Below are 16,844 nucleotides of genomic sequence, written 5' to 3' on the forward strand. Positions count from 1 at the left end.
TTGAGCTGCTTGGTGTGGTCGGCGAGGGTCGCGGGAGCATCTCCGCGTTCGCGGAGCGGACCGGACGTCGACGACGTTCTCGACCACACCGGCCGGAGCATCTCCGCGTGCGCGGAGCGGACACAGACTGTCCGCTGGCGTAGGTGTTGGGGTACGGAGCATCTCCGCGTTCGCGGAGCGGACCCTTCGCGACCTGCACGGTTGGGAGGGCATTGCTTGTTCTTTACTTCTTGAGAGGGGCGAGGGTGAGGAGTCCGCAGCCGTAGGCGCGGCCTTGGCCGATGCCGGTGGTGAGGAGGGTTCGTAGGGCTTCGGGGTTGGTGACGTCGAGGGCTCCTTCGTAGGTGGCGGTGGTGAGGGCGACGCGGATGGGCTTGTCCTGGTGGTCGTGTTTGCCGAAGGTGTTCTTGCCGCGGTGGCGGAGCTGGAGTTGGAGGGGGACTTCGCCGTCGGGGCCGATGTCGTTCGGGCCGCCTGCTGGGGGGATGGTGAAGCCGTGCTTGGAGGCTTTGGTGGTGAGCCAGCGCAGTTGGTGGCGTGCAGTGGTGTGGGGAAGGCGGCGGCCGCGTTGATTGGGCGCGGGGGACGCTGTGCGGTAGGTGGGGGATGCGGTGAGGCGGAAGGCGTAGCGCTGTCCGGTTTCGATGCGGTCGAGGAGGGGGGCGTAGGGCTTGCTTTCCCATTGGGGGGTCTGGGCGGCGGGCCAGCCGGCGTCTTCGATGAGCTGGGTGTAGTCGGGGCGGGTGGGTGAGACAGTCCACAGGACAGGGCGGCGGACGTCGTCACTGTCCAGGCGCCACAGGACGCGCGGCGGGGTGTGGCCTGGGGGTGTTGGGGGTTGGTCGGGGAAGCAGCCCATGATCAGTGCGTGCAGGGCGCGGCGGTTGCCGAGGAGTTTGATGGCGCCTTGGCGGCGGGGGTTGAGGTAGGCGCGGGTGAGGTGCATGGGTGTGGTCCTGTCAGCCGAGCAGCTCGAAGGGGTCGTGGACGGTGTCGTGGGGTGACAGGGGCAGGGTGATGTGCCCGTGTCGGATGGGTCGTTCGGTGTACCGGTGGCGGAACGGCGGCGCCGCTGCGAGGGGCTGGTCAGGGAGGACGTCGGTGCCGTCCGGGTCTTCGATGACCGTGTCCAGGCGGACGCTGGACTGCCCCAGTCGGCGGTGGCGGGCGACCTCGTGCGCGGCGGCCTGCCACTCCGTGGTGCGCAGGGCATGGTTGAGACCTGTCTGGTGCTCGATGCCCATGAAGAGGGGTTTGCTGGGAGGGCAGGAGCGGCGGCCCAGGAACAAGGGAAAGCGGGGCCGGCGCACGGCATGGGCGACGTTGGTCAGGAGGTCTGCGTCGCCTTCGAGGTAGGCGGTGAAGGCGGCGTCGCTCAGGTAGTGGCGGCGGGTGACCTTCGTGGAGTCCTTGGCCTGCAGGCGCCCGTCATCAGCAGTGGGAAGACGCTGCTGGGCGGCATCGGTCGGGGCGTGGGAGGCGCCGCTGACCGTGTGGTAGTCCACCAGGAGTTCGCCGGGCTGGTCCGCGCGCACGGCAAGACGCAGGCCCGCAAGCTCCGCCAGGGTGACGTCGGTGGTTTCCGAGGGGTCTCCGTCGCGGGGGATGCCGCAGGCGGCGGCCAGGAGGCCGACGATCCCGGACTTGCTGGGGTAGGGCAGGGTGGTGCGGATGGTGTGCCGGCTGCCCACTCCCCAAGACTGCAGTGGGCCGGCCAGCCGCACGGTCAGGACACTCACTTGGCCTGCGCCTTGGGCAGGGCGGCCGTCAGGGCTTCTTCTGCCTGCGCGAGCGCTGCTTTCCAGGTGACGCGCTCGGGCAGCTTCGTCTCGCCGTTGCTTGCCAGGGTGGAGGGATAGATGGCGGCGGACCAGCTCGGGGTGTCGCCCCATTGCTCGTCCACGCTGGTCATGTGGGCGAAGAGGGCAGTGGCAGAGGTGGCGAGGTACCCGTCGCTGGTTCGTGCGATGGGGCGTTCGAAGGCGTCGACGTGGCTGACCGGGCGGTCTTCGCGCAGGCTGAGGACGATGACTTCGGGTCGGGTGTGGTGGGCGAAGGTGTTGGCTTTGCCGGTGGGCATGCTGCTGGCGAAGGCGCGGATGAAGCCGAGCGCGGACTTCAGGGTGCTGGCATGGTCCTGGTCGAGGTTGGTGTGGAGGGTGCGCAGGTCGAGGGTGGCGTAGCGGTAGAGGGTGGCGGAGTTGAACTCCAGCGAGCCGATCATGCCGGCGCCCTTGTTGTCGTCCTGCTGTTTGTCGTCGACTGCGGTGAAGTAGTCGAATTCGGTGATGGCTTCGTGGGTGGAGATGGCGTGCGCGACCTGGCAGCCGGCGTCCACGCCGGTGTCGGGGGAATTGGCGACCATGCGGCCGAAGAGTGCCACGGCCCCGGGGTGAGCGGTCACGCCCAGGTCTTTGAGGCCCAGTGCGCCCACGACGCTTGCGAGTTCCTTGTCGGTGTTGGCGTCGGCGAGGGCGTCGACCTGGGCGGCAAGCGTGTCGACGACGTTGTTGATCTGTGTGCGGCCGAGGAAGAGCAGGTATTCGGTGACCGGTCGCTCTTCGGCCGGCTCGTCGCCGTCGCTCTTCATCTTGGGCTTCTTGGCGGCGACCTTGAACATCGCGAACGCTGCTGCCATGCCGATGGCGTCGGCCTTCTCAGCGAGGGCGGGGACGCGCTCGGCGAGCTGGTCGGCGATCATCTGGGGCAGCTGGCGGGTGCGGACGGCGTCCTCGCCGGCCAGGGCACCGTCGGCCTCGAACGTGGTGCGAGTGGCGCGCTTCCATGCCTGGGAGGAGACGCGGGCGCGCCTGACTCCGCCGAAGGTCGCGGTCTTGGGGCTGCCGTCTTGATCGCGGTTGATGTTGGAGGGCGGCACGTTCTGAAGGATGTGGATGTCGAGGAAGGCCATGGCGCTACTCCTGGGACGAGTCGGTCGGGTTGCTGGTTTCGGTGGTCTTGCGGGGGGTGCGGCGGAAATCCATCCCCCAGATGCGCACGAGGCCCTGGCGCCGTGCCGGGTGGTGCCAGGCGGCGAGCGCGTCGGCCAGGGCGACGTAGTCCAGTGCGATGTCGTAGGTGCGAAAGAGCGAGATGAGGAAGCGCAGGTGGCTGGTGAGCTCGCTCATCGAATCGGCGCTCAGGGCGGCGCGGAAGCGCTTTGAGGCCCCGCCTTGGGAGGGCATCGCTGCTTCCAGCTTGCGGGCCGCATGCCCCAGGGAGGTGCCACGGCGGTGCATGGGCGCGGACTTGGACTGGATGTGGCAGGCGTACAGGGCGAGGGTGTGGTGCATGGCGGCGGTGACCGCGTCCCGCTGCCCCAGGGGGACGAACTCGCAGACGTTGGTCTCCTCGTCGCCTTCCAGGACGTAGGAGATCGGCTGGTGCATGTCGAGTTCGTCCAGCGGCTCGGTGTTGCGGCCGCGACGGCATGCTGCGGCCAGGCCCGGGTCGCGGTCGATCGCTTTGAGCTGTTGGGCCAGCCGGCCGTGCCAGGGCGGCGGGTCCTGGTCACTACGGCGCTCGGGTGCGGTGGTCATGCGGGCGGCTCCATGTCGGTCGAGTTGTCGTCGGGGTCGTCGCCGTCGGTGTCGAACAGCTCGCGCAGGGCCTTGCGCAGGGCGCTGTGGAAGAAGATCTCGGCCAGGGAGGCGTCCATGACCTCGCCCTCCCCCGTCTCCTGGCCGTGCCATGCGGCCGGGGAGGCTGCCTTGAGGAGTTCACCGGCCCGGCCGCGGATGATGCGCCGGACCTCGTGCGCCCACAGGTCCAGGGCCTGGTCGGGGTCGACGTCGTTGTTGGTCAGGGAGGACAGCCAGCGGCGAAAGGGTGTGTCCAGCGCGGCGTAGGCAGCTTCGCGGGCGCGTTCGCGGTGGCCGGCCAGCAGGCCCTCCTCGGACTGCCGGCACCCTGAGGCCACCGCGAGGTTCTCGGCCAGATACTCCAGGGCCCGTACGGCGTCGTCGGTTGCCTTGACGGCGAAGAGCACGGTGTGGCGCCAGTCGTCGTCCTGCGCCGAGAGGACCGCGACCGGCAGAGGGAGCACGTCGCCGTAGGCTTCATCGATCACGGCACTCTGGTTGCCGTATTCGAAGCCGACCGCGAGGACACGAAGCGGCATCCCCTTCAGCGCGGACATCCGCTCCCGGGAGCCCAGTTGGGCCAGCACCGCCGGGCCCTGGACCGCCGGGGCGTCCTTCGCAGCAGGTGTGGACAGCTCCGCGCGGGCCAGCAGCGGTCCCAGCCCGCGCCACAGTTGCCGCTCGACGCGGTGCCGCATCGGCCAGTAGACCAGGGGGAAGTTGCGCTTGCGCTCCAGGTTCGCGCTGCGCTTCCACGCCGAGTGCGGCTCGCTGCACATCCAACCGCGCAGCTCTGGACCGGTGTTCAGCGAAACCCGGTCCCCGCCGCACACAAGTACCTGCCGAACCACCGCCCCGCCCGGCTGGTCCGCATCCGGCTCGGGGATCAAGCGGATGCGGCGCGCGGGCCAGGTGAACAGGTCCAGTCGGCCCTTCGGCATCCGCTCCGCCCACTGGGCCGTCAACGGCGGCCGCTCCCAGACCGGCAGATCCCCCGCATCGCTGACGGCGGCTCCCGTGGAGGGCAGGAGGTTGCACATCAGGGAGTGCCACAGCGTGGGCCCCATGGGCATGACGACGCCCAGCTGCCCCAGGGATCCGACCGGGTTGCCCATGGTCTTCCCCGCCTTGGCCTGATCGTCACCGACCGCCCCGGTTTTGATCGCCGCGGTGTCCCACGCATGCGCGTGCAGCAGCCACCGCGCCGCCTGCGCCGCGGTGAGCGCATCCGGCCGCACATCGCGCTGCGCCGAGAACAGCGGCACGTTGTTACCGCTGGCCACGTGCGGCACCAGCAGCGCCGCCGTCTTCGTCTTGCCGTTCAACGCCTCCAACCCGCCCACCTGCATGAAAGGCGCAGACTCGTCGAACAGGCGGAACCGCGCGCGGTGTTCATTTAGGTACGCGTCGATCGCCGCAGCGTCGAACACCCCTGCCTCCCACCAGGAAGACCACTGCTGCTCCCCGGTCGGCCCGTTCAGGGCGCGATGCACGACAGCCAGCAACAACCGCATCACCGGTGGGACTTGCGATGGACTGTCCAACGCCAGGCTCCGCACCTCTGCGGCGCGCAACAGTGCCTCGCGCAGGGACACCTCCCCCGTGCTGCCGTCAGCGAAGACAACCGGAAGCCAGTCGTCGTCGACCAGATTGAACTCCATAGCGCTCCACCCCGTAGGCATGACGAACTACCCGGCAGCCGCGCCGCGTTTGATGCTCGGCTCCGACTTACATACCTACACGGACCCACTGACAACGAGCGGCGAAACCGGACATGAGACCGGACAGTCCGGCCGAGCACCGCCAGCGCGCGAAGCCCGGCAAGCACATGAGGATCTGCCGGACAACGCCGGCAGATATCCAACGCCTACGCGGACAGAACAACGGACGGGCTCGGCCTCCGCGTGCGCGGAGCGGACCGGGCGGACGACCGGGTGATGTGCCAGTTCTGCGGTGCATCTCCGCGTGGGCGGAGCGGACGGCAAGGTCGACCCGTCCTTCGACATGGACGTCGGAGCATCTCCGTGTGCGCGGAGCGGACATGCCGCCCTGGCCGAACGTCGTCATGAGCTTCGGAGCATCTCCGCGTGCGCGGAGCGGACAAGGTATCGAGGCCCCACTGTGCTGCTTTGTCCGGAGCATCTCCGCGTGCGCGGAGCGGACATGGTGGCGGCGTCGGAGAGATCGGCCAGCAGCGGAGCATCTCCGCGGGCGCAGAGCGGACGCGAGGCGGACCGACTTGGCGAGGATGACGTACGGAGCATCTCCGCGGGCGCAGAGCGGACTGACGCGGGGTCACCGGCTGACTTTCAAGCACCGGAGCATCTCCGCGGGCGCAGAGCGGACCCTTCATGACCTGCCCCGTTGTACAGGCTTTGCTGTTTTGTTATCAAGCTGCTTTGAGGTGAGGATCCGAGGACTGGAGTCGATCTTGCTTGCCGTGTCATGCCTGCAATGGGCGTAGCCGGGCATGGGTCAGGCCACGGTGAGTCCCTCGGTGGGGCAGTAGGTGAGGTTCAGGCCGCCTAGTCGTAGAGGTTGGCCGTCGGCGGGTAGCAAAAGGATTTGGGCTGAGTTGAGCCAGGCGGACTTCTTCCACGGTTCCGGCGTGAAGGCGGCCTCGCGCGCTGCGGCCGTCAGTTTCTCCGACCAGCTCGGAAGCCGGATGGCTTGGTCCAGCACCGTTTCGATGCCTTGCGCGTCCGGCAGCCGGTCCAGCGGTACCGATGCATCGGCTCCTTGGGAGACGGGCATCGCGATGCTCTCCGAGGTGCTGGCTCGCAGCAGGATGACCTCCAGCGAGGGCTTGCCGAGCCGTACCAGAGCCTGGACTTGCGGGGTGTTTTCGTCGTCCTCGCCGCTCAGTGGGGCGTCCTTGTGCAGTTCGGCCAGGCTCGCCGCCTCGTGCGGGTTCGTCAAGGCGACCTGATGGGCCTGGTCCTTCATCCATTCCCGCTTGGCCTGGTCCTCCTGCGCCGCGACAGCCAGGTGCTCCTGCCATGAATCCGGTCCCAGCCTCTCGGTGCCGTAGACGCGGTTGACCAGGGCCGGGATGGAGTGCGGCAGTTCCAGGACAGTGCGGTCGAGCAGCACCGCCGCGGTGCGCCACAGCAGGTGGTCCCCGTAGACCGTGCGTGAGCCTCTCGGTGTCTGCGAAGGTGCGTCCGAGGCGGGCTGGTAGCCGGTGACCACCACGTGCGGCAGGCTCAGCAGCTGCGGGCGGTCGCCGGCCGGGTGGCGGTGCATCCGGCCGATCCGCTGGAAGAGCAAGTCGATCGGGCACAGGTCAGTGATCAGCGCGTCGAAGGACACGTCCAGGGACTGCTCGGCGACCTGGGTGGCGACCACGACATGCGGCGCGGGCCGGGTGCCGTCGGGCCCGAACTGATTCACCAGGCTGGTCTCCAGACGCCGGCGGTCGGCCACCGTGAAGCGGGCGTGCATCAGCGTGACCGAGTCCTCGCCCTGCGCCTTGCGCAGCTGCCCGGCCAGCTCTTGGGCCCGAGCGACGGTGTTGCGGATGACCAGCAGGCACCCGCCCTCGGCCAGCAGGGCCCTGGCCCGATTGACGACCGTGGTGTCGTCGGGCTCCGGCAGCATCTCGACCTTCACCGACAACCCGCGAGCTGCCTGCACCGACAAGATCTCGGACTCTGCTACGTCTCTATCCGCATCGGGCGCGTGCACCCAGGTCAGGCGCGGATATGCCGCGCTTTGCTCCAACTCCACCTGGCGCCCGGCATACGCCTGAACGAGCTGAGTGCGCTGCTGGGCAGGCAGGGTCGCCGACAACAGCACCACCGGCACCCCGCACGCCCCCAGCCACGCCAGCACCCCTTGCAGCAGCCCGGACATGTAGGCGTCGTAGGCGTGCACCTCGTCCAGGACCACCACCTTCCCCGCCAGCCCCAGCATCCGCACCGACACGTACCGCGAAGCGAGCCCCGCCAGCAGCAGCTGGTCCACGGTGGCCACCACCACCGGCGCCAGCAGGGACCGGTAGCGCCCCTGGACCCACTTCGATGCCACGGTCCCCGCAGCGCACTCGTCCACTCCCACCGTGCTGTGCAGCAAGGCCCGGTAGTCCTCCTGTCGCGCAGCCTTGCCGTGCGCGAGAGCCACCGTCGTATCCGCCCCCTGCCGCTTCAGCCACTTCAGGACCCGGCCGAAGATCTGATTTGCCGTCGCCTGCGTGGGCAGCCCGAAGAACACGCCGTTCGCGCCCAGCCGGGCAGCCAGCACCTCCGCCGCCGCCAAGGCTGCCTCCGTTTTGCCCTCGCCCATCGGCGCCTCGATCACCATCAGCCCCGGCCCCCCGACCGAGCACGCCAGGCCATAGACCGCCTCCTGCACCGCCCGCGGCTCGCCGATCCCGAACCGGGAGCGGTAGAGAGCATGTGCCCCCAGCCGTGCGCTGTCCTGCTCCGGTGCCCAGAGCGCCTGCACCCCCATGACCGCACCCGCACGACCGACCCGGGACGCCGAGGTCCGCAGATACCCCTGCGGCAACCGACCCTCATACGGGAAGAGTTCCTCGTTACTGGCCAGCCAGTCCGCCAACGTCACCGCCCCGGCCTGCACCAGCTGCGCCGGCACCGACGGCACACTTCTGCCCCAGTCCCCCAGATGCGGCGCGGCCCCGCTGCCCGACACCGCCGCTTCATGCACTTCGGCCTGCACCCGTTTCCATGCCCCCCTCCCCCGGCGCTTGGGCAGGATGCCCACATCCAGCCAGCCCACCCTGGGAAATACTCCGTGGTGGCCTGCCAGCGTTAGAGCAACAAATTCCGCGGCCTCCCCATCCCACCCCTCGTCGCACAACACCTGGTAGACCAGACGCCCCGAGAGCCAGCCATGCGGAAGAACCCCCTTCACCGACAGGTCAACTGCCAGACCCGCGGCCACCAGCTCAGCCCGCCGCTGCACGTCCAGGCCGGCGAAGGGCGGAGTGGCCTTGCCAAGATCATGCTCCGCCGCCAGCCACGACAGCCGGGCTCGGGCCGACTCCTCCCGCCCGCCAAGATCCGCCGCCAGCAAACCCCGCACCCGCGGCGCGAGCAAGTGGTCCCACAACCATCCGCCCGCATGCCCGCTGTCCCACACATGCGCGATCAACGAATGCCACGTAGCACCAGGAGGCGCTTCACGCCCCCAGCCCCTACGCCACGTCTTCGCCCACAACAGCCCAGCCAAACCGGAGAACTCCGACACCCTGCCTCCTAACGCAACCAGCCCCCAGTCCTACCCGTAGCCACTGACAACCGTTTGTGAAGAAGCCGCCGGGGCCATCCGCCCGTCACAGCGCTACCGTGAAGAGGTAACCGGCCTCCCTGAAGCCCCCGGTCACCAACCTCACGGCACCTTGTTAACGAAACAGCAAAGCCCCCACAAACGGCCAGGTCACGAAGGGTCCGCTCCGCGTACGCGGAGATGTTCCGGAGCTGCGCATCATGCGCGCGCCGGCTTTCCTGTCCGCTCCGCGCACGCGGAGATGTTCCGCCGATGAAGGAGGCTTGGACGCCGTTTGTGGCGTCCGCTCCGCGTACGCGGAGATGTTCCGGCCTGGTTCGCTGACGTCTCGCCCTCGGGATCGTCCGCTCCGCATACGCGGAGATGTTCCGACCGTCCCGCGCAACGCGTCCGAGCTCGCGGAGTCCGCTCCGCATACGCGGAGATGTTCCGGAAGCCGCCGCCATCGCCCTACCCACCACACGCTCCGCTCCACGTACGTGGAGATGTTCCGCGCGGCACCGACATGGAGGAGCGTGAGGACTAGTCCGCTCCGCGTACACGGAGATGTTCCGGCCCTCCGCACCTGGGTCCTGGACGAGGATCCGTCCGCTCCGCGCACCCGGAGATGTTCCGGACATCAGCGCGCTGAAGCGCACGATGCACGCGTCCGCTCCGCGCACGCGGAGATGCTCCGATGCCGGCCTCGCTCAGGCTTTCGCACAAGCCGTCCGCTCCGCGCAGGCGGAGATGATCCGCGGTACCGCTCGACGTCGATGTCCGCTCCGCGTACGCAGAGATTCCCCGAACGACGTCCGGAACAAAGGGCGGTCGATCGAGTTCGCTCCGCGCACGCGGAGATGTTCCGCCGGTGGTGCTGCTCGCGGCGCAGTGGCCGTTGTCTGCTCCGCGCACGCGGAGATGTTCCGGCGGGCACCAGAAAGTCGGCGATGCGGCTGAGGTCCGCTCCGCGCACGCGGAGATGTTCCGTTGTGCACGCCCCACCTGCCGGTGCCGCCGCTGTCCGCTCCGCGTACGCGGAGATGTTCCGTCCTCCCGCGCTCTCAGGGCGGTGCCGGACTCGTCCGCTCCGCGTACGCGGAGATGTTCCGTCCTGCTGCGTCATGGAGTGCTGGGCCTTGGAGTCCGCTCCGCACACGTGGAGAACTTCCCTGCGGCGACCATTGCGAAGGCCATGGTGAGTCCGCTCCGCGTACGCGGAGATGTTCCCTTCGACACCGAGCTGACGTTCAAGCGCGGCACGTTTGCTCCGCATACGTGGAGATATTCCGTCGATCTGCCAGTTCCGCGCGTTGCCCTCGGCGTCTGCTCCGCGTACGCGGAGATGTTCCCCCGTACCGCTCCACCTGCTCCCGGGTCAGGGGGTCCGCTCCGCGTACGCGGAGATGTTCCGGCGATGGTCGCTTCCCACGCGAGTCTCGCGTCGTCCGCTCCGCGCAGGCGGAGATGCTCCCCAGGCGCGCCGGAAGGCGAGCTTGCCGCAGTCGTCCGCTCCGCGCAGGCGGAGATGGCCCCGACCCGAAGAACTCGTCACTGGCGCCCTTGTCGTCCGCTCCGCGTACGCGGAGATGTTCCCACGAACCGCTCGGGCATCTCGGACAGCGACAAGTCCGCTCCGCGTACGCGGAGTTGTTCCGATCTGGCGGGCACAGCACAACCTGAACGAGTCGGTCGCTCCGCGTACGCGGAGATGTTCCGTCAGGTGACCATCCGAAGTGGCCTGATCACAGGTTTGCTCCGCGTACGCGGAAATGTTCCGCCGACCTGCAGCGCGACGCGCTTTTGGTGCATGTGCGCTCCACGTATGCAGAGATGGTCCGACGACGTCGATGATGCTGGCCGCGCTCATTGCATCCGCTCCGCGCACACGGAGATGCTCCTTAGCGGTCGAGTTCCCGGACCGATTCGTGCTGGCCGCTCCGCGCAGGGAGATCGCGCCGACAGAAGTATCCACCCCGCTCCCAGGGGGAACTCCATCATCAGTATGGGCTACCCCCATGGAGCGGCTGCTCAGACACCTCCGATGACCGCCCGCCTCTGGGATTTTTCAGGGACTCTCAGCTCTGTCAGATGGACTTCCGAGGGACTTACGACTGCCCAAAGCGACAAGCGCGTGAAAGGTCAGAAAGGGCCTCCGACGCAGGTCAGAAGCCCATGCCGGGGCTAAATCCCAGGTGGCGGCGGACGAGTCGGCCTGTACGCCGGTACTGGCTCACGGCAGTTCGCCTACGGCAGACGCCCATGACTGGAGACCTGCCCGGACACCATGCCAACGTACAGCTGCCGACAAAACCGCAGCTCAACGGGAGGATGATTCAGCGCCATGGACTGCAACGCCCGAGATCAACAGTCGTACCTCAGCGTCCCCTGAGGCAGCCAGTACGCGCACTACCAGATTTTCCCGTTCTCACCAAGCTCCGACTTATCCGGATCATGACGTGCATCGATGCCTCTCACACTGGAGACCAGAGATGCACCACCCGATCATGTCCACGCATGAAGCCGCCTTCTTGAACCTGACCAAGGCAGCTGAATACCTCGGCATTTCACCGAACACCCTGTATGTCTGGCGTCACCGACGGCAGGGACCGCCGAGCTTCCGCATGGGAGGCCGCGTCATGTACAGGATTTCGGCTCTCAACGAGTGGGTCATTGCACAAGAGAAGGCAGATTCACGTTCCAACGCTGCCCTGAGTCCCCTCAGTCGGAAGCCGGTGAAGCGCGCAGTACGCGCTTCTTGAAGGCGATCCGAAAGGCCAAAGGTGGTGCCTCAACCTTTCGGGGTCTCGGCGCGCAGCTTCGCATCATGCCGTATGTACATACGCAGTCGAGTTCATAGGAGCACTTTCCCTTGGCGGGGTACATAGAAGACCGCTGGCTTAAGAAGAAGCCCAACAAGGACACCGGTAAGCGGGACCGAACAGCCTTGTGGGGCAAGGGCAAGCGCTATCGGGTGAAGGGCATCCCGGGTGTCCGGGACCGCTCGTTCGACACGAGCGAGGACGCGAAGCAGTGGCTCGCGAACGCACAGACCGACACCACACGTGGTGAGTTCGTAGACCCCCGCGACGGGGCGATCCCCCTCGCCCAGTACATCGAGAAGCACTGGTGGCCGAGCCGGTCGGACGAACCGTCAACCGCCGCCCCCATGCGCAGCAAGATCTGGAACCACATCGTTCCGTTCCTGGGTGAAACGGCGCTCCGGGACATCGATGCTGCTGCGCTGCGTGTCTGGAAGACTCAACTGCTGGCGCGGGTCGAGGCGTCCACCGCCCAGGTGATCTGGATCCATCTGTCCACGATCCTCGAAGCCGCTGTCGACGACGGCCGCCTGGTCAAGAACCCCTGCAAGGCCCATCGGACGGTCAAGGCTCCCAAACCCTCGAAGACGAAGGCCAAAGCATGGTCCAGGGCAACCGTGGATGCCGTCCGGGCGGGCCTCCAGAAGCGGTACCGCATCGCGGTGGACCTCGGTGTCGGCCTCGGCCTGCGTCAAGGCGAGGCGTTCGGTCTCAGCGAAGAGGATTTCGACTTCAATGCCGGCGTCATACACGTCCGCCGACAGCTGCGGTGGGACTCCAAAGGGAGGCCGTACTTCTGCCTGCCGAAGGGCGGCAAAACGCGAAGCGTTCCCCTCTCCCCCAACCTCGCCAAGCGTGCCCAGGATCACTTCCGCCGCTTCCCTTCGGTTGCCTGCACGCTACCCTGGCGAAACCCTGAGCCACCGGCGACGGAGCTGGAAGCGCGACAGCGCAGGCCGATCACCGTCCGTCTGGTTCTGAGCACCTCGCAAGGCAATCGGGTCAACTGCTCCATGTGGAACAAGCTGAGCTGGCGGCCTGCGCTGGCAGCGGCCGGAGTGGTGAAGGCGATTGGCGAGAAGGTCGAGACGTACGGAGGCCGCACCCGTCGGTCCCGCGTCTACGAGCTCTCCCGCGCGGACATGTTCCACGTCCTCCGGCACACGTACGCGAGCACCCAGCTTGAGGCCGGCGAGTCGATCGTCAGCGTGTCGGAGTGGCTCGGGCACGCCTCGCCGCAGACCACGCTGACGCACTACGCTCACTTCATGCCCGGGGCGGGCAAGCGGGGCCTCGCCGCCATGGACGAGTGGTTTGATCAAGATCCACAACCAGATGTCCCTGAGAAGTCCCTGGGCGCCATGCAGGCCACGGATGAGCTCTGAAGCCGCAGGTCAGAGCGGCATTCGCGAATATCGGCAATGTGTACCACGAGTACAAGGAACCCCTGTACGCCGCTCCCCCGCTGCTCGCGCGCATGGTCGACGCGGGCCGACTGGGCCGGAAGTCGGGGTCGGGGTTCTACGCGTACTGAGACCCGCATCGATCCAGTTTTTGACGCGCCGCCGGGAGCCCCGGCGAGCGCATGAGCCGGGCCCGCCTCCTCCCCAGGAGGCGGGCCCGGCTGCTTCGGCACACGCTGCCCGCCTCCGCCCACAACGCCCCGCACCGTCCGGTGCGGGGCGTTGCGCTGTGCACCCGCGTCCACGTCCACGTCCACGTCCGACGGTGCCGCCATATCCCTCCTTGCGCTCAAATCCTGCTGAAAACGATCTAGTTGACGATGTATCCCTTTTCCCGCCTCATGCGTCTCACTTGTGAAAGGACCATCACACTCCCCCCCACAACTACATAAGGAGGACCCATGCACAAGGCCCTGCCCGTGGCCGCGGCGCTCGCGGTGTGCGCGCTCGCCGCCGTGCCCACGCAGGCGGCGACGCTCGCCACGAAGGGCACCGGGTGGAAGCTCACCACCCAGCTCGGCGTCACCAGCCTCAGCCCCGGCCGCCAGTACACGATCACGTTCGCCACGTCCGCGATGAAGACCCGCTACACGCCCTACCTGACCGCCGCGGTGTCCCAGGCCAGGGCCGCCGGTCTGAAGCTCGCCATCGGGGGCGTCGAACCCGTCAACCCGGCGAAGTGCGGGCCCGTGGGGCACGTCCAGTACACCGAGATCTACCGGCCGCTCGGCCGCCCCGGATTCAGCCAGGGCATGCCCTGCCCCCACCCACCCAAGGGCGTCGGCACCGGCGGCATCGTCGCCATCGACTCCGAGTACTGGGACGGCACCTGGCCGATGCCCGCGTACAAACTGCGGAACACGCTCGTGCACGAGCCGCTCCACGCGCTCGGCCTCGACCACCCCAACCTGGACCTCGACAAGGACGGGAAGGCCGCCGACCACGAATGCGTGGCCAACCCCTCCGGCGAGACCCCGGTCATGTGCTCGCCGCACGGCGGCTACCGGACCGGCACCGCTATGGGCCGCCTCACCGGCTTCGACCTCGACGGGCTGAAGGCGCTGCTGGCCAATGCCCGTGCCCAGGGCATCAAGTAGCCGGGGCGGTACGTCCGGGCCGGGCCCACGGGCCGTCCGCCCGCCGCTCGGGGGAAGGAACCGGCGGGCGGACCCCGGGCCGGCGGGCGCCCGTCCGCCGGCGTCGGCCCCCGTGGCACCTTCGAGTCAACCCCCGCGCGGGCGCGTACGGGAGCGTGTGAAGCGCGCCTGTCGGGGTGCGCGGTTCACACCCCGTGCGAAGGGCCGCCGCCCCGTCACCCCGTGTCACCTCACACGGGGTGTGAAGCGCAGACCCGGATCTCCCCGCCGCACACGCTCCCGCCCTTCGCCGCAGCACAGTTGACTGAGGCCCGTACCGACACCGAAGCAGCTGACCGAAGGAAAGAGGAGCGGACCGTGACCGCCCACACCGAACCCGATCCGGTAACCGCCGACTTAGCCGAGCTGAGGCGTCTGCTCGACGTCCGCACCGCCCGGGTCGACGGCCAACTCGCGCTGCTCGCCCAGCGCTCCGAGCAGTACGAGCGGGACGCGGACGAACTACAGGCCCGCGTCACACGGCTGGAGAGCACCCGCTGGCCGCTGCCGTCCCTCGCCGCGCTCACGGGGCTCGCGGCGCTGGTGGTGGCGGTGTGGCAGGCCCTGGGCCGGTGACCGCCGGCCGCGGTCACCGGCCGGTTCCGGTCAGCCCAGCCGGAGGTGATGCAGCATCAGCAACGCGGCGGCCATATTGGCGGCCGGCACCTCCCCTCGCGCCACCATGTCGGGCACCAGCTTCAACGCCACCCACTCCCGCCGCTCGGACTCGAATCCGTCCTGGGGCGGGCCGGTGTACTCGCCCTCCTCGGACCAGTAGATGTGGTGCCGTGCGTCGGTGAGGCCGTTGGACGGCTCCACCGTGAGGAGATGCTGGAGGGGCCCGGGCCGCCACCCGGTCTCCTCCTCCATCTCCCGGGCGGCCGCCGCCGCGGGGTCCTCGCCGTCCTCGACGACCCCGGCGGCCAGCTCCCAGCCCCAGGTGTCGGTGATGAACCGGTGCCGCCACAGCAGCAGCACCTCATTGGCCTCATTGACCACCGTGGCCACGGCGACGGGCCGCATCCGGATCAGATAGTGATCCAGATGGCGGCCGTCAGGCAGTTCCACATCGGCCAGATTGACCCGGAACCAGGGATTCGCGTAGACGGGCTTTTCGCCGAGATTGTTCCAACGCACGTAACTGCCACCTTCCGCTGTAGGGCCGGCAAGGTGACACGAGCCCGGTCAGGGGCGTGTCGTACGCCCTACAACGGAACGCGCAGCACCTCGTCGATGAGATCGGCAGCCTCGTCCGTCGCGGAGCTCCCGGTCTCCGCCAGATGTTCGCGCACCGCCCGCAGCCGGTCCCGCAGCCGTTGCGACTCCATTCCGCGAGCCTGCTCCGTCATCTGCGCGGCATTGGCCACCGCCCGGTCCGCATCGCCTTGACGCAGCTCGATATGGGTGAGCATGGCCAGCCGGTGGACCCGGCCGCGGTCGTGTGCGGGGGTGTCGACGGCGGCGTCCGCCTGCTCCCGGGCGGCCCGTAAGTCACCCAGGCTGAGCAGCGCCTCCGCCACCTGTACGTTCACCAGGCCGGGCTGGACATAGCCCGTCTCGGCCGGTTCGAGACCGGGCCGGATGCGTTCCGCGGCCGCCTCCGCGCGCCGGATGCACGACAGCGCGGCGGCGCCGTCACCGAGCCGGGCGTAGGACTTGGCCTGCATCGCGTAGAGGTCCGCGGAGAGCGCCGGGGTGATCTGCGGACCCGCGGCCCGCAGCGCCGCCTCCGCGAAGGCGACCGCCTGGCGGTATTCCCGTACGAAGAGGGACTGGTTGACCAGCAGCGCGATCACATACGCGCCGAGGCCGCGGTCCCCGCTGGCCTTGGCCAGCCGGAGCGCCTGATGGAAGTAGCGCTGGGCCAGCCCGAGAGCGTCCGAGTCGTACGCACAGATGCCGGCGACCGCGACCAGTCCGCCGGTCGCCCGGTGGAGCTGACGCCCCGTCGCATCGCTGTAGCTGCCCCGCAGCAGCGGCGCCGCCTCGGCGTTGAGGAATCCCACGATGCGTGCTCTGGTAGCGATACCACCCGCCTTCCGGTACATCGTCTCGTAGTGCGTCCGCGCGGTGCGCAGCATCTCGATGTCGGCCATGCCGACCCGGGTCAGCCCGTCACGCGAGACATCGGAGTCCTCGGGCGGGTTCTCCCACTCCCATACGGGGATGACCGCCGAGGTGCCGGTGAGCGCCGGTGCGTCGAGGATGTGCGGGCGCTGCTGCTCATCGGACCGCCACAGCGCGGTGGCCCGCTCGACGAAGCCGGAGAGCGGGGTGTCGGCGGCCCGCCGCGACCCCGGACCGCTGAACCCGATGTCATCGAGCCCGACCGGCCGGTGCAACCGTTCCCCCATGATCTCGCAGATCAGATCGGGCACCTGCCCCCGCGGCCGCTGGCCCTTCAACCACCGGGCCACCGCGGTGTGTTCGTAGCGCAGCGCCAGACCGCGGCGGCGGCCGAGCTGGTTGATCCGCGCGGCGAGTCCCGCATGCGAGATACCGGACTCGTCGAGCATCGCGTCCAGCAGGGTGTTGGGCTCCATACCGGCCTCCCGGTGAGCCGGGCCCGTCCACGGACCGCCGGCTCATGGCCTTGTCGACATGAGCACTCCG

General features: G+C 68.6%; 12 protein-coding genes, 1 pseudogene and 1 CRISPR repeat array. Of the genes and pseudogenes, 5 read left to right on the top strand and 8 right to left on the bottom strand.

Features of this window, described 5'->3' with window-relative positions; all coding sequences use genetic code 11:
* Positions 1–223: 223 nt before the first annotated feature.
* The 6 genes from cas6e to cas3 form a co-directional block, all read right to left on the bottom strand.
* Positions 224–946 carry a type I-E CRISPR-associated protein Cas6/Cse3/CasE gene (gene cas6e, locus NUT86_RS09115; protein WP_274734667.1) on the bottom strand — a complete coding sequence of 241 codons (723 nt, stop codon included), beginning with the start codon at positions 944–946 and terminating at the stop codon, positions 224–226.
* A 13-nt stretch (positions 947–959) separates the two neighbouring features.
* On the bottom strand, positions 960–1,739 hold the full coding sequence (cas5e, locus tag NUT86_RS09120) for a type I-E CRISPR-associated protein Cas5/CasD (RefSeq protein ID WP_274734668.1): 780 nt from the start codon (positions 1,737–1,739) through the stop codon (positions 960–962).
* Positions 1,736–2,911, bottom strand: coding sequence for a type I-E CRISPR-associated protein Cas7/Cse4/CasC (gene cas7e / locus NUT86_RS09125; protein ID WP_274734669.1), 1,176 nt, complete (start codon positions 2,909–2,911; stop codon positions 1,736–1,738). Before cas7e ends, cas5e begins: the two co-directional genes overlap by 4 nt.
* A gap of 4 nt (positions 2,912–2,915) precedes the next feature.
* Positions 2,916–3,539 carry a type I-E CRISPR-associated protein Cse2/CasB gene (gene casB, locus NUT86_RS09130; RefSeq protein ID WP_274734670.1) on the bottom strand — a complete coding sequence of 208 codons (624 nt, stop codon included), beginning with the start codon at positions 3,537–3,539 and terminating at the stop codon, positions 2,916–2,918.
* The gene (gene casA, locus NUT86_RS09135) at positions 3,536–5,242 is read right to left on the bottom strand and encodes a type I-E CRISPR-associated protein Cse1/CasA (RefSeq protein ID WP_274734671.1); all 1,707 of its coding nucleotides are present in this window, start codon (positions 5,240–5,242) and stop codon (positions 3,536–3,538) included. Before casA ends, casB begins: the two co-directional genes overlap by 4 nt.
* 290 nt (positions 5,243–5,532) lie before the next feature.
* Positions 5,533–5,927: a CRISPR direct-repeat array (repeat unit 29 nt; unit sequence CGGAGCATCTCCGCGGGCGCAGAGCGGAC).
* Between the two features lie 129 nt (positions 5,928–6,056).
* Positions 6,057–8,792 carry a CRISPR-associated helicase Cas3' gene (cas3, locus tag NUT86_RS09140; protein WP_274734672.1) on the bottom strand — a complete coding sequence of 912 codons (2,736 nt, stop codon included), beginning with the start codon at positions 8,790–8,792 and terminating at the stop codon, positions 6,057–6,059.
* A 2,525-nt stretch (positions 8,793–11,317) separates the two neighbouring features.
* Between cas3 and NUT86_RS09145 the strand changes: the two genes are divergently transcribed.
* The 5 genes and pseudogenes from NUT86_RS09145 to NUT86_RS09165 all read left to right on the top strand — a co-directional run bounded on the left by NUT86_RS09145 (position 11,318) and on the right by NUT86_RS09165 (position 14,807).
* Positions 11,318–11,572 (top strand): helix-turn-helix transcriptional regulator, encoded by a 255-nt coding sequence (locus tag NUT86_RS09145; protein ID WP_274740430.1) that lies wholly within the window; start codon positions 11,318–11,320, stop codon positions 11,570–11,572.
* A 110-nt stretch (positions 11,573–11,682) separates the two neighbouring features.
* Positions 11,683–13,017, top strand: coding sequence for a tyrosine-type recombinase/integrase (locus NUT86_RS09150; RefSeq protein WP_274734673.1), 1,335 nt, complete (start codon positions 11,683–11,685; stop codon positions 13,015–13,017).
* Between the two features lie 35 nt (positions 13,018–13,052).
* Positions 13,053–13,166, top strand: a pseudogene (locus NUT86_RS09155) (3-hydroxyacyl-CoA dehydrogenase family protein); the annotation flags it as partial.
* A gap of 330 nt (positions 13,167–13,496) precedes the next feature.
* A complete protein-coding gene (locus NUT86_RS09160; protein WP_266448177.1) occupies positions 13,497–14,192 on the top strand; it encodes a hypothetical protein in 696 nt (231 codons plus the stop codon).
* Positions 14,193–14,549: 357 nt separating this feature from the next.
* On the top strand, positions 14,550–14,807 hold the full coding sequence (locus tag NUT86_RS09165) for a hypothetical protein (protein WP_018087722.1): 258 nt from the start codon (positions 14,550–14,552) through the stop codon (positions 14,805–14,807).
* A gap of 30 nt (positions 14,808–14,837) precedes the next feature.
* On the opposite strand, the gene NUT86_RS09170 is transcribed toward NUT86_RS09165, so the two are convergent.
* Positions 14,838–15,368: an NUDIX domain-containing protein gene (locus NUT86_RS09170; RefSeq protein WP_018087723.1), complete on the bottom strand. Its 531-nt coding sequence runs from the start codon at positions 15,366–15,368 to the stop codon at positions 14,838–14,840.
* 68 nt (positions 15,369–15,436) lie between these two features.
* Positions 15,437–16,774 (bottom strand): hypothetical protein, encoded by a 1,338-nt coding sequence (locus NUT86_RS09175; protein ID WP_018087724.1) that lies wholly within the window; start codon positions 16,772–16,774, stop codon positions 15,437–15,439.
* Positions 16,775–16,844 lie beyond the last annotated feature (70 nt).

The sequence above is a fragment of the Streptomyces sp. G7(2002) genome (assembly GCF_028870195.1).
GTDB classification, from domain to species: domain Bacteria; phylum Actinomycetota; class Actinomycetes; order Streptomycetales; family Streptomycetaceae; genus Streptomyces; species Streptomyces nigrescens.

Coding starts and splice junctions, on each gene's coding strand:
- cas6e (WP_274734667.1), bottom strand. CDS start 946: ATGCACCTCACCCGCGCCTACCTCAACCCCCGCCGCCAAGGCGCCATC.
- cas7e (WP_274734669.1), bottom strand. CDS start 2,911: ATGGCCTTCCTCGACATCCACATCCTTCAGAACGTGCCGCCCTCCAAC.
- casB (WP_274734670.1), bottom strand. CDS start 3,539: ATGACCACCGCACCCGAGCGCCGTAGTGACCAGGACCCGCCGCCCTGG.
- casA (WP_274734671.1), bottom strand. CDS start 5,242: ATGGAGTTCAATCTGGTCGACGACGACTGGCTTCCGGTTGTCTTCGCT.
- NUT86_RS09145 (WP_274740430.1), top strand. CDS start 11,318: ATGTCCACGCATGAAGCCGCCTTCTTGAACCTGACCAAGGCAGCTGAA.
- NUT86_RS09160 (WP_266448177.1), top strand. CDS start 13,497: ATGCACAAGGCCCTGCCCGTGGCCGCGGCGCTCGCGGTGTGCGCGCTC.
- NUT86_RS09175 (WP_018087724.1), bottom strand. CDS start 16,774: ATGGAGCCCAACACCCTGCTGGACGCGATGCTCGACGAGTCCGGTATC.